Source organism: Bacillus sp. MHSD_36, from assembly GCF_030757775.1.
Taxonomy (GTDB): domain Bacteria; phylum Bacillota; class Bacilli; order Bacillales; family Bacillaceae_G; genus Bacillus_A.
In genome coordinates, this window is record NZ_JAVBIS010000001.1 from 1368688 (window position 1) to 1390184 (window position 21497).

General features: G+C 35.4%; 22 protein-coding genes and 2 pseudogenes. 5 read left to right on the forward strand and 19 right to left on the reverse strand.

All coding sequences use genetic code 11. From position 1 onward, the window contains the following. The first annotated feature begins 227 nt into the window (after window positions 1-227). Window positions 228-2237 carry a YVTN family beta-propeller repeat protein gene (locus Q9B79_RS07200; RefSeq protein WP_306183186.1) on the forward strand — a complete coding sequence of 670 codons (2010 nt, stop codon included), beginning with the start codon at window positions 228-230 and terminating at the stop codon, window positions 2235-2237. A gap of 61 nt (window positions 2238-2298) precedes the next feature. Here Q9B79_RS07200 and Q9B79_RS07205 read toward each other — a convergent pair. From Q9B79_RS07205 to Q9B79_RS07220, 4 genes and pseudogenes are all read right to left on the reverse strand, one after another. Then, a pseudogene (locus Q9B79_RS07205) lies at window positions 2299-2448 on the reverse strand (IS3 family transposase); the annotation flags it as partial. Window positions 2449-2801: 353 nt separating this feature from the next. Next, entirely contained in the window at window positions 2802-4445 is a 1644-nt protein-coding gene (locus Q9B79_RS07210) for a tetratricopeptide repeat protein (protein WP_306183187.1), read from the reverse strand. A 330-nt stretch (window positions 4446-4775) separates the two neighbouring features. Then, complete coding sequence (locus Q9B79_RS07215) at window positions 4776-5054, reverse strand: hypothetical protein (protein WP_306183188.1); 279 nt, start codon at window positions 5052-5054, stop codon at window positions 4776-4778. Between the two features lie 656 nt (window positions 5055-5710). Next, window positions 5711-5836, reverse strand: a complete 126-nt coding sequence (locus Q9B79_RS07220; protein ID WP_306183189.1) for a hypothetical protein — start codon at window positions 5834-5836, stop codon at window positions 5711-5713. A 244-nt stretch (window positions 5837-6080) separates the two neighbouring features. Between Q9B79_RS07220 and Q9B79_RS07225 the strand changes: the two genes are divergently transcribed. From Q9B79_RS07225 to Q9B79_RS07240, 3 genes are all read left to right on the forward strand, one after another. Beyond that, window positions 6081-6689: a hypothetical protein gene (locus Q9B79_RS07225; protein WP_306183190.1), complete on the forward strand. Its 609-nt coding sequence runs from the start codon at window positions 6081-6083 to the stop codon at window positions 6687-6689. Window positions 6690-7678: 989 nt separating this feature from the next. Beyond that, entirely contained in the window at window positions 7679-7993 is a 315-nt protein-coding gene (locus tag Q9B79_RS07235) for a thioredoxin family protein (RefSeq protein ID WP_042875016.1), read from the forward strand. Window positions 7994-8231: 238 nt separating this feature from the next. Beyond that, window positions 8232-9113, forward strand: coding sequence for a cation diffusion facilitator family transporter (locus Q9B79_RS07240; RefSeq protein WP_306183191.1), 882 nt, complete (start codon window positions 8232-8234; stop codon window positions 9111-9113). Here the strand turns inward: Q9B79_RS07240 and Q9B79_RS07245 are convergent. The 5 genes and pseudogenes from Q9B79_RS07245 to Q9B79_RS07265 form a co-directional block, all read right to left on the reverse strand. Next, the gene (locus Q9B79_RS07245; RefSeq protein WP_157829932.1) at window positions 9103-9738 is read right to left on the reverse strand and encodes a phosphatase PAP2 family protein; all 636 of its coding nucleotides are present in this window, start codon (window positions 9736-9738) and stop codon (window positions 9103-9105) included. The genes Q9B79_RS07240 and Q9B79_RS07245 overlap by 11 nt on opposite strands. Before the next feature lie 104 nt (window positions 9739-9842). Continuing rightward, window positions 9843-9971 (reverse strand): annotated as a pseudogene (locus tag Q9B79_RS07250) (sporulation protein); the annotation flags it as partial. Beyond that, window positions 9953-10774, reverse strand: coding sequence for a serine/threonine protein kinase (locus Q9B79_RS07255; protein WP_306183192.1), 822 nt, complete (start codon window positions 10772-10774; stop codon window positions 9953-9955). The gene Q9B79_RS07255 and the pseudogene Q9B79_RS07250, both read right to left, overlap by 19 nt. Continuing rightward, window positions 10774-10956, reverse strand: a complete 183-nt coding sequence (locus tag Q9B79_RS07260; RefSeq protein ID WP_071745888.1) for a hypothetical protein — start codon at window positions 10954-10956, stop codon at window positions 10774-10776. The genes Q9B79_RS07255 and Q9B79_RS07260 overlap by 1 nt, the downstream gene beginning before the upstream one ends. Window positions 10957-11066: 110 nt before the next feature. Beyond that, window positions 11067-11246: a YozD family protein gene (locus Q9B79_RS07265; RefSeq protein ID WP_000658451.1), complete on the reverse strand. Its 180-nt coding sequence runs from the start codon at window positions 11244-11246 to the stop codon at window positions 11067-11069. A gap of 150 nt (window positions 11247-11396) precedes the next feature. Here Q9B79_RS07265 and Q9B79_RS07270 point away from each other — a divergent pair, with 150 nt between their 5' ends. Then, the gene (locus tag Q9B79_RS07270; RefSeq protein WP_000456535.1) at window positions 11397-11564 is read left to right on the forward strand and encodes a DUF3930 family protein; all 168 of its coding nucleotides are present in this window, start codon (window positions 11397-11399) and stop codon (window positions 11562-11564) included. 4 nt (window positions 11565-11568) lie between these two features. Here Q9B79_RS07270 and Q9B79_RS07275 read toward each other — a convergent pair whose 3' ends face one another. The 10 genes from Q9B79_RS07275 to Q9B79_RS07320 all read right to left on the reverse strand — a co-directional run bounded on the left by Q9B79_RS07275 (window position 11569) and on the right by Q9B79_RS07320 (window position 20873). Continuing rightward, the gene (locus tag Q9B79_RS07275) at window positions 11569-12231 is read right to left on the reverse strand and encodes a hypothetical protein (RefSeq protein ID WP_000101495.1); all 663 of its coding nucleotides are present in this window, start codon (window positions 12229-12231) and stop codon (window positions 11569-11571) included. Between the two features lie 189 nt (window positions 12232-12420). Continuing rightward, window positions 12421-12636, reverse strand: coding sequence for a YozE family protein (locus Q9B79_RS07280; RefSeq protein WP_000750725.1), 216 nt, complete (start codon window positions 12634-12636; stop codon window positions 12421-12423). 72 nt (window positions 12637-12708) lie between these two features. Further along, window positions 12709-12981, reverse strand: coding sequence for a YokU family protein (locus Q9B79_RS07285; RefSeq protein WP_000995763.1), 273 nt, complete (start codon window positions 12979-12981; stop codon window positions 12709-12711). Beyond that, a complete protein-coding gene (kamA, locus tag Q9B79_RS07290) occupies window positions 12978-14399 on the reverse strand; it encodes a lysine 2,3-aminomutase (RefSeq protein ID WP_306183193.1) in 1422 nt (473 codons plus the stop codon). The genes Q9B79_RS07285 and kamA overlap by 4 nt, the downstream gene beginning before the upstream one ends. A gap of 210 nt (window positions 14400-14609) precedes the next feature. Then, entirely contained in the window at window positions 14610-15995 is a 1386-nt protein-coding gene (gene rocR, locus Q9B79_RS07295) for an arginine utilization transcriptional regulator RocR (RefSeq protein ID WP_306183194.1), read from the reverse strand. Between the two features lie 99 nt (window positions 15996-16094). Further along, entirely contained in the window at window positions 16095-16940 is an 846-nt protein-coding gene (gene ablB / locus Q9B79_RS07300; protein WP_306183195.1) for a putative beta-lysine N-acetyltransferase, read from the reverse strand. Continuing rightward, window positions 16937-18205 carry a peptidase gene (locus Q9B79_RS07305; protein ID WP_306183196.1) on the reverse strand — a complete coding sequence of 423 codons (1269 nt, stop codon included), beginning with the start codon at window positions 18203-18205 and terminating at the stop codon, window positions 16937-16939. The genes ablB and Q9B79_RS07305 overlap by 4 nt, the downstream gene beginning before the upstream one ends. Window positions 18206-18220: 15 nt before the next feature. After that, window positions 18221-18883 (reverse strand): CoA transferase subunit B, encoded by a 663-nt coding sequence (locus Q9B79_RS07310; protein ID WP_306183197.1) that lies wholly within the window; start codon window positions 18881-18883, stop codon window positions 18221-18223. Next, complete coding sequence (atoD, locus tag Q9B79_RS07315; protein WP_000208097.1) at window positions 18868-19566, reverse strand: acetate CoA-transferase subunit alpha; 699 nt, start codon at window positions 19564-19566, stop codon at window positions 18868-18870. The genes Q9B79_RS07310 and atoD overlap by 16 nt, the downstream gene beginning before the upstream one ends. Next, window positions 19563-20873 (reverse strand): aspartate aminotransferase family protein, encoded by a 1311-nt coding sequence (locus Q9B79_RS07320; RefSeq protein ID WP_306183198.1) that lies wholly within the window; start codon window positions 20871-20873, stop codon window positions 19563-19565. Before Q9B79_RS07320 ends, atoD begins: the two co-directional genes overlap by 4 nt. Between the last annotated feature and the right edge of the window lie 624 nt (window positions 20874-21497).

Genomic DNA, 21497 nt, shown 5'->3' on the forward strand with positions numbered 1-21497 from the left:
CTAAATGGAACTCCATTAGACCCTAACTTAATTAAACTTATAATTGCCATCAAATCTTTACAATACTACTAGTCTCATAAGAACACCTTCATTTTGTTTACATATACTTTTACAAAACATTCTTGGGTATTTCACATATAATTTATACTCATAAACACATTACATTTAGAAACAAATATTGATTATCACATGTACTTACTATTTAACTTTTTTAAAAGGAGGTAATTATGAAGAATAATCCCAACTCAAACGATCCGTGCGAAAAATTCCAATTTCCCTGTTTTATTTCTATATCACCTTGCAATCAAAGTAATTGTTGTACACCTGTTTTTTTCTCATTTTCTCAACAACAAGAATTATTGTCCCTAATTAACCAATTAAACCAAGCTATCCTTTCTTTCTTTACCACGCCAAATCCAACAACTATACAAATACTCCAATCTGCATTACAGGCATTAAATGATTTAATCATTACAGTGCAACCAAATACTCCAAATAGAAATTTAGTTATACGAACTATAACTCAATTAATCAATTCTTTGCCTACTGCATCTCTTACTCAAATCTCAGCATTATTTCAATTTTTATTCCAAAACTTATCGTCGCTCATTAGTTGTTCTAATATATCGGACCCATTGTTGCAACAAACATTCAACTTAATTTTGCAAGGAATATTGAATAGTTCCCTATTAAATATTACCGGAATACCCGGTCCTACTGGCGCGACTGGACCGAGAGGATTTCCAGGACCTAAAGGAGCGACTGGGCCTCAAGGTGTCCAAGGGCTTCAAGGGCCAGAGGGACCAGAAGGAGCGACTGGACCTCAAGGTGTCCAAGGGCTTCAAGGGCCAGAAGGACTTGCAGGAGCGACTGGGCCTCAAGGAGTGGAAGGGCTTCAAGGGCCAGAAGGACCACCAGGACCGACTGGGCCTCAAGGTGTCCAAGGGCTTCAAGGGCCACCTGGACCACCTGGACCCACTGGCTCTGGAACTGGAATGGGAGTTCCTGGACCACCAGGGCCGACTGGACCTCAGGGGGTACAAGGAATCCAAGGGCCGGAGGGACCAGAAGGACCGACTGGACCTCAAGGGGTGCAAGGGCTTCAAGGGCCAGAAGGACTCGAAGGGCCGACTGGACCTCAAGGGGTGCAAGGAATGCAAGGACCGGAAGGACTACCAGGGCCGACTGGACCTCAAGGGGTGCAAGGTATTCAAGGGCCAGAAGGACCACCAGGACCGACTGGCGATTGCGAATGTCCACCGGGGCCGACTGGACCGACTGGGCCAACCGGACCAACCGGACCAACCGCACCGACTGGACCTGCATGTAATTTCCTTGTTTATGTTACAAACGCAGGAGCCATAGATGACCCTACAAATGATACAGTTTCTGTTATTAACACCGGAACAAATACAGTGGTTGATACAATTACTGTAGGTAATGCACCTCTTGAAGTAACAGTTTCACCAAATGGCGCTCGTGCTTATGTTACTAATATTTTTTCTGATACCGTTTCTGTTATTAACACATCTACAAATTCCGTTATCGCTACTATTCCAGTTGGAATCAATCCGATTGGTGTCGCTGTTTCTCCAAATAACACAACTGTTTATGTTGGAAATCATGGTAATAATACAGTTTCTGTTATTAATGCTGCTACTAACACAGTTGTTGCTACCATTCCGGTTGGCAACGCTCCGCAAGGAATCACTGTTTCTCCAAATGGAGCCTTTGCATATGTCGCAAACGAATTAAGCGACAATATTTCTGTTATTAATACTACTACGAATACAGTTATCGCTACCATTCCGGTTGGCATTCGTCCTAGAATCATCGTCTTTACACTAGATGGTACTCGTGCGTATGTCACAAATCAAAACAGCAATACTGTTTCTGTTATTGACACCGCGACAAATACTGTTATTAATACAATTAGCGTAGGTTCTGAACCGGTTGGTATAGATATTACACCAGATGGTACTCGTATTTACGTTGTGAATAAAGTTAGTAATAATGTATCGGTAATAAGTGTAGCGACAAATACGGTAATCGATACAATTCCTGTTGCTTTATCCCCGGATCAAGTAACTATCATACCAGATGGCACTCTCGCCTACGTTACAAACCAAGGTAGCAATACTGTTTCTGTTATCAATACTGCTACAAATACAGTTATAGATACGGTTCCAGTAGGAGTTGCTCCAACTGGTATAGCAACCGGAACTATTTGTGAATAATCTAAAAAACAGGGGACCCAAAATATAATCTGTACCCTTTGTAAAGGACATTTTGAAAAAGTTAGGCAACATCAAGAAGATGATTTCTGTATCCAACAGGAGTCATCTTTTTTGAATTCCATTGGTATCTATAGTACGTCATATATTTCTTAATCTCTTGTTTCAACTCAACAAAGGACGTACAAGGTTTTACATGATATTCATCTTTCAGCGGGCGCTGCAAACTAGTTCAAAAGCTACTACTAAGCTTTCTATACTTTTCAAATCCTTCACCTTAATCCTCCATATCGTCTTTTTAACAATGGCCTTAAAAATAATATCGATCTAATCTATACTGTTCGCCTCAGTTCAATTTTCTTACATATTAAATTTAGTGTTTTATTCCACTGACTATAAATAATTACGCTTTATTTTAAATCAATAAGTAGTAGCGCTTGAAATAGCTGATACGGTAGATGGCACTCCAACTTTAAACGCAAACAAGTCAGATTAAAAAACATCTGACTTGTTTGCGTTTAATTTATCACTATGCTTCCTACCTGAATTAACACGTTAAATTTTATTTTACTCTAGCTGTACTCCTTCTCCTTTAAACTTATCAATTAATTCATGATATGTATTTATTTCTTGCTCACTTTTATCCCAATTCTCACCGTAAATATGATTAATTTCCCCCTGTGATATTTCTATAATTGAGATACTACCATCGTTTTTCATTAACACGTATACATTTGTTTCTTCTTTATATATTCTAACAAGATATTCACTTCTTAAATTCTGTATACTTTGTTGTCCCGCTTTTTCCATAACAGTAGGAACATAACTATCAGTTATAAATTGACGAAGCGATTTTTCACTAAAGTCACTTGTTTCTAATAAACCTAGTGTTGACGAAGTCATATAAATAAGATCTAGCTCCTCTTGTTTCTGTAACTTGTCCTTAGATATAATTAAACTATTTCGTTTTTCTTCATGATTATTCGGCACCACATTTTCATCCTGATATGGCTTATAACTCTGCGGCTGTTCTTCATGATTATTTGGTACATTATTTTTATATACTTTATGATAAGGGCTGTAAAAGTTTCCGACACGCAAAACGAGTAAAAGAGACAAAATAATTAACAAACAAATATACCAAATATTATATCTCGGATATTCAATATTTGAATACGACTGGATTTCTATACGCTCTTCTGGTAATAACTTATACTCTCTTTTTAAAATTTCTTGTTCTCTTGTATTTTGATTACTTCGTAGAGTATTTTTCTTATCGACCGCTTTTATTAATCCAACTTCCCTATGAATCTTCTCTTGAATTTTAGAAGAAATGAAATGCATCCCAAAAAATAAAATATAAATGGGACTCGCATACCAACCTATTAAATATATAGGTAATATCCCCCAAACAAATGAACTTAAAAAGTATAAAAAGTAATATAAGTTTTTATTCTTAAAATATACAAACGTAAATAATGAACAGAACTTTGAGACCGGCAATCCTATAACATGTGCAAACTTTGCGGTAAAATTACAAAATTTATTTTTTGTCCCAATCGTCTTTTTATAAATTGAATATGCATCCTTATTATATGGATCTAGCCGCATTGCAACTTCCGCAAACATCCTTGCTTTTTTAAAATTCCCCTGATACGTTGCTGCTGTTGCGAATAAAACAAGGTTGATTGTATTTTCCGAATTTAATTTTAAAGCCTGCCGTTCTGCCCTTAATGCCTCCTCTTGCTTTTTAGGATAAGATGTGTAAAGAATATACGCATACTTCCCTAAATAAATTTCATTTTCAGGTTCCAATGCTATCGCTTTCTCTAAATACACTAGCGAATTCTTAACGGGTTCAAAACATCTAACAGCTTCTCCCATAAAGAAATTGAACTTTCCATTTTCAGGATAGTTTTTTAATCCTATCTCTGCTAATTCCCTTACTTTTTTATAATTGTTTTGAGCGCAGAAAATATCTAATCCTACTGAGAGTACCTCTTCATTTAAATACTCTAATTGCAGTGCCTTTGCTATATACTTACTCGCATTTTCATTATCATTTAATCCATAAAAATAAACATAACTTAAACAAAGATTAGCGGAAGCAGCCTCTGGCTCTCCATTTATTAGCATTTCCGCTTCTTTCCTTGCCTGATCAACATCGCCACCTTTAAGTAAATGTTGGATTTTTCTAAGATTATCTTCCATTACTATACTCATCCCTACCCTTATTTACTATTTCTTCTTGTACATTTAGCTTTAAGACTTCCATATTTATCCGATTACACAAAATTAATATAGCAAATAAGAGCGTAGCAATTTGTCATATTTCGTCGATAAAATCAATTCTTGTTTGAATTAATCATCTTAATTTTTTATTAAACGATCATTTTCAATATTTCGTTTCCAAATTAAATGAAAACAGTTAAATAAAACCCTTTATATTATTGATGTTCGTAAAAATGCAGTCTATTATACCAACTCCCAATCATTCCTTTCAAAAATAAAAAGTAGCTGTCAGGCTACTTTGAATTCTTCTTATCCCCAAATGAAATGATATATATATTCCCCAGTTACACGTTCATTAATTCCAGCAACCCTAACGAACCTCATTAAATCCGCCCCTTGAAGAAAATATACGGAAATCGTAACCGGTACTTGTGACCACATGAATTGATAAAGTTCATTCACTCTCTGTTTCGTCGTAACGATTAAATCATTTTCAGGTCCATTATTCCATGCAGAGGTTTGAACTGAAGTGAAAGAAAGATCTTTCCCATTAACCACTATTCTTGCCACACTTTGAGTTATGTCCATTATAATCCCCTCCAATATTACAAAAATTGGACCTGTTTTTTATTCATGTTATTATAAATATTCATGACTGTAATAAATGTTTAAGACAAATCTCTATTTTTCACTTCTATTCAAATTAATTTATTTATTAAAGTAAAAAGCAAATGAATTACAGTATTAATCTCCCTCAACTTTCATGACATTTATACATTTTATACCTTTGTTCACTTTTAACAATCTGATATGCAAGATCACATATCTTATTATCTCAATATCAATTTATCAACTATATTTTAATGCGACTTCATTTTAATCAGTTGATAAATCAACGTTTGTAAATTAATTCATTATTTATAATTCCACCCTTTATTTTTAAAAACAATATCCGAATGATCATATTAGAATTTCTTGTTTTATACGCATCTATCTTTTTATGTATTTTATACGAAAAGAGTAAGGTAAGAGTTACTCTTTTCCATTTTAAGAAAGTTCCTGTTGGAAACACCAAGACTTTTTTCTTATACTTGCATTTTCGTTTATTTCCGCCTCATAACCATTGTATTATTTATCAAAAACACTATGTTCACGTAACACATATCTGTAAATCAATGAATATGCATGCGCTTTATAAAGAGAATAAAAAAGCACGTTATTCGTCATTTTAACGATAGCGCACTTCACTCATCTTCTTTATTTGCTTTCCTTAATTTTTCATTCTCTTCTTTCTGGGATTTCTCCACTGCTTTTAAAAACCATTCCAATGCTTTTTTCGTATTATTATCATTTAGTGGGTGTAGATCCATTCCAGTTTCCTCATCTTAGAAAGTATTCCATGAATACCAAGCTTAATAAGAAACACAAAATCCACGGCACGCACCGTGGCTGAATATATAAAATGAATTGGTATTTTCGTCATTCTTGCGGATCAGCTTTACAATAGCCATTGTGTATGAACATCGGTTTTTCTAGCATCTAGTACACCTCCTTAAAAATGCAGGATTTCCCTTTCCAATATCGAATTAGTAATGTTTGGAAAGGGGGTGTAACATGGCGGAAATTAAAGTGGGGCTTACACAATTTTTAGATTTCACACTGAAAAGTAGTGCAGCTAAAACAAATTTTGTGAAGAATCTAAAATCTCAACCTGAATATCACCCGGTTTTTGATTACTGGAAACAATTACGAGAAACTATTATTAAATTTCATAAAAACAAACTATCTTTTGAATGTTTTGAGACATTAGTACAAACTATTGACCAGAAGAAAAAACAAAACTACATTGATGTTATAAAACAGTACAAAAAATTTATTAAAAACAAAGACGTCGCTTGGTTTGATCCAGGTAAATCGCATTGGTTATCAGATAATTTAATCGTCCGCTCATCACCTGAACTAGGTTTGCTCATTAATGATGAGCCGCATCTTATTAAACTGTTTTTCAAAGGAAAGAAAGAGCGAATTGATAAATATAACATCAACTCCACACTGACATTATTAAATAAATCAACATTTTCAAATGAATATAACGATGTGAATTATACAGTCCTTAACATCCAAAAGAACAAATTGTATAAGAATAACTCTATTAATAATGATCATTTAATAGCTCTTGAATCAGAAGCCCACCAGCTTTCTTATTTATGGAATAAGGTGTAAAAGGATATAGTATCTATTTCAATACCTTGTTCATGCTTGATTTAGGCACAATTTTCCAAAATCCAATTCGTTTCTTTTAAGTGAAGCTCACCTTCTTGTTTCTCACAAACAATGCAAGGTGGGCGTTTTTATTTCTTTAACCATTTCAACACCCTAATTCCCCCTAACTTCTTAACCACTAAATAAGTCCTAAGGTGTTCTTACGACCCCTTTCGCTTTCCACATCATGTTTTTCTTTCCCTCTATACAGTGCTGTAATTTCCCCTCTTGTTAGTCACGCTTCTTTCACCCACATTACTTTATTTGGTTGTGATTATTACTAGGACTCAGATAACGGCGCCCTAATCTCTTCACTCACAATTTTACGAATAAGTTCTTATAACGACTCCTCTAAATTCATACATGCATCCCCTATATCATTTTTTGAATTTCCTACTTGTTATTTAATTCACTCATAAAATTTATAAAGTGAAACTTTAGTCAGTGGGGGTCTTACTGTCCATTAAAGCGGGATAAATAATGATCATCCACCGTTTACCTTCTCTAGGTGCCGGAAAGAGATTGCTTGTTTTATCCGACATTACAGACGCTTCATAAACATCTCATAAAAATATGTGAGGAAAAGAACGTTATAGCCATGGCTATCATGAATACGATTTGATTTACCCTACTTATAATAGTACCCTTACAATTCAGAAGTTTGACACAATCGTAGAAAAAGCTTATAAAGAAAAGTGAGGTTCCTAATATTCGCTTTTAGGATCTAAAGTGTACATCCGAAGACCACAAGTATACGTTTAGGATATAGCAGTGTAGGTATTCCACTGGACACTTACTTAGATGTTGTATTAAGAATTTGAGAAACTGCGGTGGATCAATTTGCAAACGAATGATTCGGAAAGAAAACTCTCATTAGAAGTTTTCGTTTCACAGCAAATACACCAACTAAACAACCAAAAATATTGATAGTGAAAAAGGAGAAACAAAACATGAAAGAAATCAAATCTGAACAAGAATTCAAAGACATCATCGCAAGTGAGGAGCCAGTAGTTGTTAAGTTCTTTACTACATGGTGCCCAGATTGCGTACGTATGGACAACTTTATCGGAGATGTAATGGAAGAGTTCAATAAGTTTGCATGGTATTCTATTAATAAAGATGAGTTCCCAAGTATCGCTGAAGAGTATCAAGTAATGGGTATTCCAAGTTTACTTGTATATCAAAATGGCGAGAAGTTAGGCCACTTACATAGTGCTAACGCAAAAACTGAAGAGCAAGTTACTGAGTTTTTAGAAGCATACTAAGTTGAAGACCCTCTGAAAAATATTTTCTAGAGGGTTTTTATTTTAGCCTATCTCCTCGATCCAAATCGCGCTCTTATCCGAACTTTGCACTTTACAACATATTTTTCCTTCACGAAACTTTGTTATCCCCTTCTTAAAAAGCTAAAAAACGTCAACAATGTTTGTATAGACCCACACGAGTTCCGTTTGGTACTCTATTTATAGAAAGAAATTCCTTGTAGAAAGGTGAGTGATTAAAATGGATACTCTTTCTCATAAAGAAGCTGATAAAGGTGCGATTGTCAGCATTATGGCCTACATATTTTTATCCTCTATGAAAATCATCATCAGTTATATTACCCTCTCTAGCGCATTACGTGCTGACGGTTTAAATAACTTAACGGATATCGGTGCTTCGTTAGCGATATTAATTGGTCTAAAAATCTCTCGTAAACCTCGTGATCCAGATCATCCTTATGGGCATTCACGCGCAGAGCAAATTGCATCACTTGTTGCTTCTTTTATTATGGCAACGGTCGGATTAGAGGTTGTTATTAGTGCCATTCAATCTTTTTTAAATCCGAAACAAGCTGCACCTAATGTACTTGCTGCATGGGTAGCCTTATTTTCTGCTGTCGTTATGTACTGTGTGTATTTATATACGAAAAAGGTTGCGGCGCGCACAAAAAGTAAATCATTAGAAGCCGCTGCAAAGGATAATTTATCAGATGCTCTCGTAAGTATTGGTACAGTAGTAGGTATTGTCGGTTCGCAGTTCCAAATGCCTATTTTAGACCCTATTGCTGCTTTAATTGTCGGTCTTATTATTTGTAAAACTGCATGGGAGATTTTCGTAGAATCTTCTCATATGTTAACAGATGGAATCGATCCAGATAAGATGGAAGAGTACGCTGATGCGATTGAACATATTGGTGGCGTGGAAAACATCGTGGATATTCGCGCTCGTATGTACGGAAATCAAACGTACGTTGATATTACAATCGAGGTAGATGCTCGTATGGATGTTGGCGAAAGTCATTGTATTACTGACAATATTGAGGCTATGCTCCGGAAAAAGTTTGGCATTTATCATGCACACATTCATGTTGAACCAATGGAAAAAGAACCTATTATGACATAGGTTCTTTTTTAATGAACGTTTTATGAAATATAACACATAAAACGAGCCAGCTACCGCCAGCTGCCCATCCTGCTAATATGTCAGATGGATAGTGAACGCCAAGATATATTCGGCTAACTGAAATAGATAATACAACAAAGCTCGCTATAAAAATAATCAACAATTTTTTATGCAATGTAATACGTTCTTCTGTAATTGTGACGTATGCAATAAATCCTAAAAAAGCAGTAGCATTCATCGTATGACCGCTCGGAAAACTATATCCAGTTGCCGTAACAAGTTGCGTTACATCCGGTCTTGCTCGTTCGTACCATAGTTTAAGCATACTATTTAAATAACGAGATCCATAATAATTAATTGTTAGAAGTAATGCACTAAGCAACTTTTTTCTAACGAGAAAATACATTACAAGAATGATGAGTAACGGAAAATATATTCTTTTGGAACCGATAAAAGACACCCAAGTAAAGTAGGCTGTCAAGTAGTCGTTTCGAAAACTTTGAATAAAATGTGCGACTATATTGTCAAATTTCTCAATACAAGTGGTATGATACGAAAGTGATAATACGACAAAACAAATGAGTAGCGTAAAACTTAACAAGTATAAATGTCGATATCGTTTCACATACATAACCTCACTATGCAAAAAAATGGAGCGGTTGTTTTAGTTTTCCTCTCCATTTCTTTTTTATGCATAGTTTATAAAAAAATATATTTGCTAATTTTTTAGTTTACTGAACCACCAATTATATGAACCTTCCCGTGTATCTCTTCTCCAACAATATACTCATCTTTTTCAAGAACTGTATCTACTTTTGCATTACCAATACCAACGCTTGCTAAAAACTTTTGAAACATGGATCCTCCATCCTTTCTAAAGCAAAAGCTACATCTTTTTTTAAATCTTGTACATTTTCATAGTACGGTGGTTTTATTTGTAACATGCGCATAAGCATTTCACGGTTATATTTTTCCAAAGTTAATTCGTCATACCATGGCTTTTCATGTTTTTCATTACATTCATAGCCTGCATATAATAAGAATAATGAGAAATGACCAAGCGCATAAAAATCGCTACGAAAGTGAACTTCTCGCATCAAAGCTTGTTCACCTTCATAAGTTGTAGCTCGTTCATCACCCTCACCTTTCAATTTCGCCAATCCAAAGTCAATAATACTAATTTCGTTTTCTTTCATTAATATGTTTGGAATGCGTAAATCTCGGTGAATAATACCTTTGCTATGAAACACCGATACAATTTCTAATATTTCGTATAAAATTTTTAAAACTTCACGTTCTGTATATACATGCCCATCTAAAAAAATATAATCTTCGAAATTTTTACCAGGCATATATTCCATTACAAAAAAGCTTTTTTTCTCCCATACGAATTGATCATATAAACTAGGAATTGCATGATGATTTAATGTTTGTAAAATCATTTTCTCTTGCTCAAATGATTTTCTCCCAGACTCATATCTTTGTTTACTTTGTCTTAATTGCTTTAAGACTTTATATCTATTTATTTGTAAGTCATTAACGATATATGTAACCCCATAACTGCCCATTCCAATTACTGATTCAATTTTATAGCGTTTTGCAACGATTGTATTCTTTCGCAGTGGTCTATCAAATAAAGCTAGTATACGACGCCATTTCATCAGCTACTTGAAAAGAAGCTACGGCTTTTACGTTTTCTTTTATAATGATGATGCCCATAATCAGATGAACGTCGTTTATAATCACTACTTGAATAAGAGCGACCTCTATGGCGATAATCACTACTAGAATACGAACGATATTTTTTCTTTCCTAATAAAGAATCAATAATTTTTTTGAACATCCCTTCACCTCTTGAGTAAAATTTTCTTTTCATTATACCAACTATTGCCGGCTAGATTTGTGACAAGTTTGTAAAGAGTAAAAAACGACGAGTTAAGCCCGTCGTTACTTTCACTCATCTTCTTCATCAAACACTTCATCAATCATGCATTTCTCCAATAAATACTCGAATGTAATATCTGCGAGATCTTCAATTTCTTCTCTTTTTGGGACGTATCCTCTTTCAATTAGTTGCTCATAAAAAAACTCCGCAATCTCTTCCGTATCAATTACGACTTCAATTTCCTTCATGAGCATCACTCCTTTATTTCTGTTTTATGAAAAAATCTCAAAAATATGTATATGAGATTAGAAAAATAGTTTTTCTTTTTTTATAGGTCATATCCTTTGGACGAGATGCATACGATGGTAGTACAAGCTATCAAAAAGGGGGATTTAATTATGGAATACCAATATGAGGTAGAACAAGAAGTAGGGCAAACAAAAGAAGAGTTCATGCATGAAGATCAATGGGCAGACTCTCTTATTAAATGGCTTTTTATTTTTTTAATAATTGTAGGCATACCTTATACTGCATATGTTGTTGTTCAATTTATTCTCTCTTTCTAGTTAACTATTTTTTCTCTGTCAATTTAACTAAATAATTATGAACAACATCCATAACAATTTTGTATTCTTCATCTTTAAATGTATCAAATAACAATTGATAATCGTTATAAATATCAAGTAATCCATCAATGATTTCTTGACGATTTGTCTTAACACTCACTTTTTTCGAGTTGTTAATTGACTTTAATTTTCCTAAATCTAATTTATTCATACCAGCTTTATCTTGTTTCATTTTCTTCAAAATTGCATTTGCCGTTTGAGCATTGGCAAGTAACGTTAAATCTGATTCATCTGCTTCTAACCATTCACCATCCGTAATTCGTGACAATTCGTATATTGTATCTTCCCATGCGTCATTTTTATATCTCCATACTTCTGTACGAAAACCAACAATTCGAAACACATCTTTATCGTATCCTGTTACTTGCACGAGATCACCAAATGTGAAATGATAATTTAATTCAATCCACTCAGTTTCACCTTTTTTCATATCTTGCTCAGAAACGTGCTGCAACGTTTGCTCTACGTAAAACCCATCGTGATTATTGACTTCGTATACGTAAACTCCATCTAAAACCTTCATATTTGTGATTTTACCAACGGTTCCATATAGCGTAATCACGACTATGTCCCCTACGTTATATTTAGGTTGCTTTTTCCTTGCCATCTATATCTCTCCTTTTTTTGACGTCGTGATTTTGATAACAGTATATGCAACCTACATAAAAACGCTTATCACAGAAGCGTATATTCATAAATTTTTTCAATAAAAAATATCACCATATAAAAATTTATTTACAACGTAAAAAAGCTAGCGAATAAACTAGCTTCATGTCAAAAAAAATTCATATAGTTTTTATCTCTCTTGTATGTATAAATCCCACGCTTCATCAAATATAGACATACTTTCTAGCATTCCACTTAACTCTAAGTACGAACTAATTTCATCGTAATCTTCAGATTGCTTCGGAAAGCTTAAATCATCATACATTGCCTCTGCTAAATTCGAAATTTCATTACTAAATAAAGCTGCGCGATGCTTCATCATATAGTGGTAAAATGTCTTTTTCAAAAATATTCCCTACCTTTCTAACTTGGGTACATTATACAAGGCAAAAAAGAAAAAAACCAGCATAAAAGCTGGTTAAAAGTCGAAATAATTTCTTTTTAATAGACGTGGTCTTCCCATTAATTCTTCATATGTTAGTTGTTTTGGTAAATCTTTCGTATAAATTAGAAATAATTGATCTTCTATTTCTTTCACTGTATGATCTGATTGATAGTCCATACCACATGAGGAACAAGAAATGCATGGTGTCTCTTGGATTTCAATGGCTTTCGTACCATCTGGTAATTCCCAATATACAGTATTTAAGCTTTCTTTTGCTTCTGTACTGTCACACCACATACAATTCATACTGCATCACCCTCAGTTTTTTTGTCGTTTTCTTCTAATTTAGCCATTTGTGCTTGATATTTTTTATCTTTCAATTGGTCGCGCTTATCACGTTTATCTTTTAACGATGCATGCGTGTCATTATCTTCATAGTCTTTACGACGGTTCATACGCTGTAAGTCGTCTGGAACAAGGTTAAATTTCTTATCGCTCATTAGACCTGCGATACCAACATCTGAACGTTTTTCTTCGTAATTCGGGTAGATTTCTTTAAAGTACCCTTCTGCTCTTCCTGGAATGTAGCTTTCTGGCTCTGGATACGTTGTAATAACCCCTTCAAAGTTACGCAGTACAACTTTATCTGCACTTTGCGAGATTAAATAGTTTGGCTGAAGCGCAATTTTACCGCCCCCTCCCGGTGCATCAACAACGAATGTTGGAACCGCATAACCAGACGTATGTCCGCGTAAACCTTCAATAATTTCAAGACCTTTAGATACTGGTGCACGGAAGTGACCAATACCTTCAGATAAGTCACATTGATAAATGTAGTATGGACGTACACGGATTTTTACTAAGTCATGCATCAGTTTTTTCATAATTGGCACGCTGTCGTTAATACCAGCTAAAATTACTGCTTGGTTTCCAACTGGAACACCAGCATTCGCTAACATTTCACATGCTTTTTTCGACTCTTCAGTAATTTCAATAGAAGTATTGAAATGTGTATTTAACCATACTGGATGGTATTTTTTAATAATGTTACATAAGTTTTCTGTAATACGCTGCGGGAATACTACTGGCGCTCTCGTTCCGATACGAATAATCTCAACGTGCGGAATCTCACGTAAATTTTTTAATACATATTCTAAAATTTTATCGTTAATAAGAAGACCGTCACCACCCGAAATTAATACATCTCGTACTTGTGGTGTTTCGCGAATGTAAGCAATTGCATCATCTAATTGTTTCTTCGGTACACCCATTCCAATTTGTCCACTAAAACGACGACGTGTACAGTAACGACAATACATCGAACATTGATTTGTCACTAAGAATAATACGCGGTCTGGATAGCGATGTGTTAACCCTGGAACTGGTGAATCTTCATCTTCATGAAGCGGATCTTCTAAATCGTATTTTGTTTTATATAACTCTTCCGAGATCGGTACAGATTGCATCCGAATCGGACAGCGTGGGTCATCAGGATTCATTAACCAAGCATAGTACGGTGTAATATTTAACGGGATCGTTTTCGTTGAAATTTTAACACCTTCTTCTTCTTCAGGTGTTAAGTTAATCACTTTCTTTAAATCATCTAACGTTTTGATCGTATTCGTTAATTGCCAAACCCAATCATTCCATTGCTCTTCAGTAACCTCTTTCCATAATTCGATATCCTTCCAGTGACGATTTGGTTTGTATACATCATGTAACATTGCTATTCCCCCTTTTTATACGCTCATCCTTTATATAAGCAATAGTTATGCCAACTTTACTTTATTGATAAGTAAATGTACGGCGAACCCTATTACATAAACGAAAAAATATTTTTGAGCACTGCATGAAAGCCATACATACTATCATATTCATTACTTTTTATATATGTAAACGCTCTTTTATTGGTGCAAACACACAAAAACCGCCAATTATTCGGCGGTTTTGTCGTACTTACTCAGTTTATATTGAAGCGTCTGTCGAGGGATACCTAACATTTTTGCAGCTTGTAATATATTCCCTTCCGTTTCAATTAACGCTTGATCTATTAATTCTTTTTCCGTTTGATGAAGTGCTTCTCTAAGTGGCAATATACTCTTCTTCTGCGGAAGACTCTCTTTCCGAAATGTACGCGGTAAACAATTGGCTGTTAATGTATTCCCTTCTGCAATTATGACAGCATGTTCAATCGTATGTTTTAGCTCCCGAACATTTCCAGGCCATTGGTAACCTTGTAGTCTTTCTTTCGCTTCCTTATCCATTTGAAGTACACCTTTTTTATAACTTTTATTATATTCTTTCAAAAAATAAGATGCTAATAATAATACATCCTCCGTTCTTTCACGGAGCGGTGGAATATATAATGAAAAGACATTTAATCGATAGTATAAATCAGTGCGAATTTTATTCTCTTTTAAACATATTTCTGGTGGCTGATTCATTGCGGTAATAACGCGAACATCTACTTTTCTCGTCTTATTATCACCAATACGACGAATCACACCATCTTCTAATACACGTAGCATTTTCGCTTGTAAATCGAGTGGCATTGAATTCAGTTCATCTAAAAATAATGTCCCTCCATCTACAAGTTCAAATAATCCCGCTCGTTCAATTGCCCCAGTATAGCTACCTTTCGTCGTTCCAAACAATAAACTTTCTAATAGAGACTCTGGCAATGCTGCACAGTTTTGTGCAATAAACGGCTTGTTCTTCCGTTTAGAAGCTTCATGAATCGCTTGTACAAATAACTCTTTCCCAGTCCCCGTTTCCCCATATATTAAAACATTCGCATCAGTTGGGGCTACTTTTTGTGCTAATTCTTTCGTCTGTTTAAAACGAGCATCATTCGTCACAATCGTCTCAAATGCAACATCCTTTTTAATTGCTTTCTTTCTAGATGATCGCTTTATTTTCGACTGCAAATCGACTATTGTATCGGTAAGTTTTTGTACTGTGGAATAATCTTTTGCAATTTCAACAGCTCCAGCAATATTTCCATCTATAAAAATAGGTAACGTCGTATTTACAGTACAAATGTCTTCTCCATTTAAATTTTGATAATGCTGCACTTGATGAACGATTGGTTTTTTTGTATCTAACACTTTCATCAATGTACTTGTTTCCCTAGATAAAGAAGGAAACGCTTCTAACAAATGTTTACCTAACACTTTTTCAATTTTTGATCCATCGTGTTTTGCAGCTACAGTATTATAGAAAATTGTAATACCATTTTCATCTACTGCGTGTATAGCCTCATCAATACTGCCCAAAATCGCCTCAATGACTTCTTGTGTCGAAACTGCTAGCAATGTCATCCCCCCTCTTGCCGAAAATTCAGCAAATACCGTGCCGAATTTTCGGCATACCTATGTGCGATTATAAGCATGACGATTCCGTTCTATTTTTATACCGTGCTATTTAGACAAATCTTTCACCCAAATATTCATGTCTTCCAACTTATCAAAAATGTAGCAATTGTTCGCCAGTCGCCCTGAATACGTATAACCTAACTGATGAAAGGCCGCATTCATTCCGAAAGAAAGAGATCGAGCAATTGTATAAGAGCAGAAAATCGATCTTTCTTGCAGTTCTTCTTCTAACCTAATCAATAAACTTTTCATAAACCCATGTTTACGATATTCGGGTAAGGTAGCACAATTCGTTAATTCTGCATTGCCTTCTTTTATATTCATTTCTGCAGATGCTGTACTAATTATTTTCCCCTCGAATTCATACACATAGTAAATTGTATCGTCTTCTCTCATCGTTTGTTTTACATAACTCGCTTCGTTTAAAGGAGTCGGATACACTTCAAATACTTTCCCAAATACAATTGCTAATTCTTCTGCATCCTCTTCTGTCGCTTTTCTTAATAGAAATCTCTCTGGGACTATTTTTTCTTTTACTTCTTTTGCTTTTACACCGCTTAAAATGGTATCTTCCTCAGCCCAATGAATACTATTTCGTCTTTCATCATTATTAAATTTCACGAAGAAGTATGCATCGTGACCTTGAAAATAATGTGGTATTGTTGCTTCTAATAAAAAACCGAAAGAGAGCCATGTTGAAACATGCTCTCCCTTTCCTTTAACAATACATTTAGTGAAAGAATGTTTCTCTGCTAATTCGTCAATTGTTTGGATAATCCTCTCAATATTTCCGGTGTAGTGGTCTACTCGAATACGTTTATTAAAGTAATCTAAAACACCTTCTACTGTATAGCCGTTCGTCTGCTCTCTAAAAGATTCATAGTATTTCATTTTTTCACCTCACACCAATCTAGTAATGTACATGCAATAATTTTTGCGGCAGCTATCATTTTATCAACTTCTATATATTCGTTTGGATAATGTGCTACTTTCGTTTCTCCGGGACCAAATACTATCGTTGGTACACCTGCGATTTTTGTAAATAAACCTCCATCAGTCCCCCACGGCGATGCTTCAATAATCGGTTCGTTCCCTTCGATTTCAACAAAGTTATGTCCAAGTGTTGTAATTAACTCATGATTTTCTTCTAGTTCACCAGGAACCCATCTCGCACCAAACCATTCTACTTCTACGGGATTTTCAACAAACCAATTGTCCACATCATTTAATTCAGCGATCCAATTCTCGAATTCTTCTTTTGCTGCCTCTATAGTCTCATTCGGCGCAATACCACATCTTCCTTCTAAAATTAACGAATCAGGAACAGAACTTGGCCAGCTCCCACCTTCTATTTTCCCAATATTAATTGGAATTGGAATTGGGATTCCTTTAAATAACGGGTCTGTAATTCGGTCATTTCTCTTCGCTTCCAGCTTTCTTAGATGCTCTACAACAAACATGCTTTTTTCAATTGCACTTACTCCTTCATAACGTGTTCCACCGTGTGCTGCTTTCCCTTTCACATGTAGACGAAACCACATAGAACCTTGTTGTTTCGGGAAAAACTTCATATTTGTCGGCTCTGGAATAATGACACCATCCGCTTTATATCCTCGTAATATAGTCGCTAATGTTCCTGCTCCGCCGCTTTCTTCTTCTATTACACTTTGAAAATAAATATCTCCTTTTAATTCAATACGAGATTCAATAATTGCTTCCATTGCAAGCATTAGCGCAACATTGCCGCCTTTCATATCCGTTGTTCCACGGCCGTATATACGATTTCCTATTCTCTCACCACTATAGGGATGATGGTCCCACTGGTCCACATCTCCTTCTGGTACAACATCAATATGTCCATTTAATATCATAGATTTCCCGTCGCCACTTCCTTTAAGCGTCGCTACAATGTTCGGGCTATCCGAAAAACTTGTACGTGGTGATACAAAATAAGGATGATCTTTCATTTTAGAAAATGAAGGTTCCCAAATATCAAGATTTAAACCTAGCTCACGCAATTTTTCAATCACAATTGCCTGCGCACCACTTTCATCACCAGATACGCTCTTTTCTTGAATCAATCGTTTTAAAAATTTTACGCTCTCTTCTTCTTGACTCTCAATATAATCACAAACTTGTTTTTTTAATTGCTCCATATATTACATCTCCCCTCATTCAATTACTAGTAAGTTAGAGCCAATTTCAAACTCCGCTTCTGTATGTTGTCTTATATCTTCCACTGTGTATGGGCTCATTAATTCTTGTAAAATAAGTCCACTCGACGTCACTTCCATAACCGCCATATCCGTAATAATTAAATCTACACAATTCTTTGAAGTTAATGGTAACGTACACTCTGAAACAATTTTTGCATTTCCGTATTTATCAACATGATTCATAACAACAACTACACGCTTCGCTTTTTGTGCTAAATCCATCGCTCCCCCAATACCTGGAACGCGTTTTCCTGGTACAATCCAGTTCGCCAAATCACCATTCTCACTCACTTGTAATGAACCAAGAATCGTAATATCTAGTAAACCTTTCCGAATCATCCCAAATGCTGTGCAACTATCAAAATAACTCGCTCCAGTAATAAGAGATGTCGGCAAACCTGCTGCGTTACATAAATTTTCGTCTTCATTTCCTTTGCTTGGTGTAGGGCCCATACCTACAATTCCGTTTTCCGCATGAAACATAACGTTTATATCATCAGGCAAATGGTTTGGTACAAGCGATGGTATACCAATACCTAAATTTACAATCATGCCATTTTGTATTTCTTTCGCTGCACGTCTAGCAATTTTATCTCTCACTTCTACGCCCATACCCATTTCCAATTCACTCCTTCCGACGGTACGATATAATTTACAAATACTCCTGGGACAACAATTTCTTCTGGATCTAAACTTCCAAGTGGAACAATTTCTTCTGCTTCTACAATCGTTATATCCCCGGCCATAGCAACGTGAGGATTCATGTTACGAGCGCTCTTATCAAACACAAGGTTACCGAACGGATCCGCTTTTTTTGCATATACAATCGCAACCTCAGCAGTTAATGCTGTTTCAACTAAATATGTCTTACCATTCATTTCAACAGTACGTTTTCCTTCTTCTACAATTGTATCAACACCTACATCAACTAATACGCCACCAAGCCCTACACCACCAGCACGAATACGCTCTGCTAATGTTCCTTGGGGAGAAAACTCAATTTGTAATCTTCCTTCGTTTAGCTGTCTTCCTGCATTTGGGTTTGAACCGATATGAGAAGTAATTAATGATTTTACTCTTTCATTCGTAACGAGACGACCGATTCCTACATCAGGAAATCCTGTATCATTTCCTATTAAATTTAAATTTGTAACTCCTTTTTCTAAAATCGCCTGTATTAAAGAAGGAGGGGATCCAATCCCCCCAAATCCTCCAAACATTAATGTCATATCATCGTGAAACAAAGAAATTACTTCCTCTATCTCTTTTAATTTATCGAATGTATTTGTAATAGTTGTCATACGATACTATGCCCTCCTTTTTGCATCATTTCTTCTACACTTTTTGCAAAAATTGAAAGTAATTCATCTAACTCGGAATATGTAGTTGTCATTGGCGGTGCCACAAGCAGTGCACTATCTTCTTTTCCTGCTTGCCCTGAAACAGCTTGATATAAAAGAAGACCATTTTTAGCTGCAACTGAAATAAGTTCCGACGCCTTTGTAAACGGTTGCAATTCTACTCCAATTAGCAAACCTTTTCCGCGCACATCAGCAATGATTGTCGATTGTTGCTGAACTTTCTGCAATCCTTTTATTAAATACTCTCCCTTTTCCGCTGTTTTTTCAGGTAGATTATGTTTCTCCATATATTCAATAACAGCTAAAGCTGTTGCTGCAGATAATGGATTTGCACTTAACGTATGCCCACTCATAACAGAACGTGTTCCCCGTAAAATCGGCTCCATTACACGGTCACTTACAACCGTCGCTGCCATCGGTGTGTATCCAGCTCCTAACCCTTTACCAAGGGTCATAATATCCGGTTCTACCCCCCAATGCTCCATCGCAAACCATGCGCCAGTACGACCAAGCCCAGTCATTACTTCATCAGCAATAAATAAAATATCATAATGACTACAAATATCTTTAATAACTTTATAATATTCTTTCGGTGGAACGACTGCTCCTCCAGCTGCTCCGATAATCGGTTCAGCGATAAAAGCTGCGATATGTTCTGCACCAATTCTTTCAATTGATCTTTCTAGTTCAGTTGCACAAGCAAGTTGACAAGTTGGATATACCTTTTGCACCGGACATCTAAAACAATATGGAGCTGGAATAGTTGGATAATCTTCTAAAATTGACACGAAACGTTGTCTACGTAGTGGATGCCCAGACATTGATAAGGCTCCCATCGTAATACCGTGATAACTCATCCATCGTGACAAAATTTTATGTTTCCCTTGAATACCTCGCTCTTGAAAATGTTGAATTGCAATTTTCATAGCTGTTTCATTTGCTTCCGTACCACTATTCACAAAAAAGCTCCAGTTCAAATCTCCTACACTTAAATCGCTTAATTTCTTCGCTAATTTTTCAGCTGGTTCACTCGTAAACTGTGATCTATAAACGAAAGCAATCTCCTCTGCTTGCTTTTTGATAACGTCCGCAATCTCCTTTACGCCATGCCCAATACCTGCCGTAATTGCCCCTGACGACCCATCAAAATATTTATTTCCGTTTTGATCATACAAATACACACCTTTTCCATGTGAAATCATTGGATACGGCTGACCAACAAGTGGTTTAATTAAGTAATCGCGCATAGCGCTCCCCCATTTCTCCAATTTGTATATATATATGAAGAAAATTGACGTTTCTTTCATAAAAAAGAACCCTCTGCGAAAGCAGTGAATTTATCAAAAAACTATTATAAAATATACAAATGAGTGCTAAATATTATTTTAAAAACAGAAAATTCAGAACTTAAAATATAGACCAACCCTTATCTATACGCTCAAATAACCCTCCCTTATATAAAATTAACTCTCCACTAAAAATTTTTCTAACATAATGCCAGCTTCCCTCAAATGCCGACATTGTGTAAACTTCGACGAAACTCCCTTTAAACTCCTTCCTATTCTCCTACTTTATATTGCATATTTTTAAACAAATCTCGACAATTAATCCTACTAAATGCATAGCAATTATTTTTATAGAAACCAATATTTCACATACATTTCGCTCTATTTTATACAAAAAAAGAACCGATTAACCACATTAATCAGTTCGGCACGACGCTCTTTTATCGATTAATACCGTCACTTGCTAACGTAAATAGAAACAATAGTATTACAAAATCAAAATTCATCCTACAGCATAAAGCACAAAACCATCCATAACTCCATTCACAATTCCTTGCGGGATATCCCCATCCCAAGATTTCATTC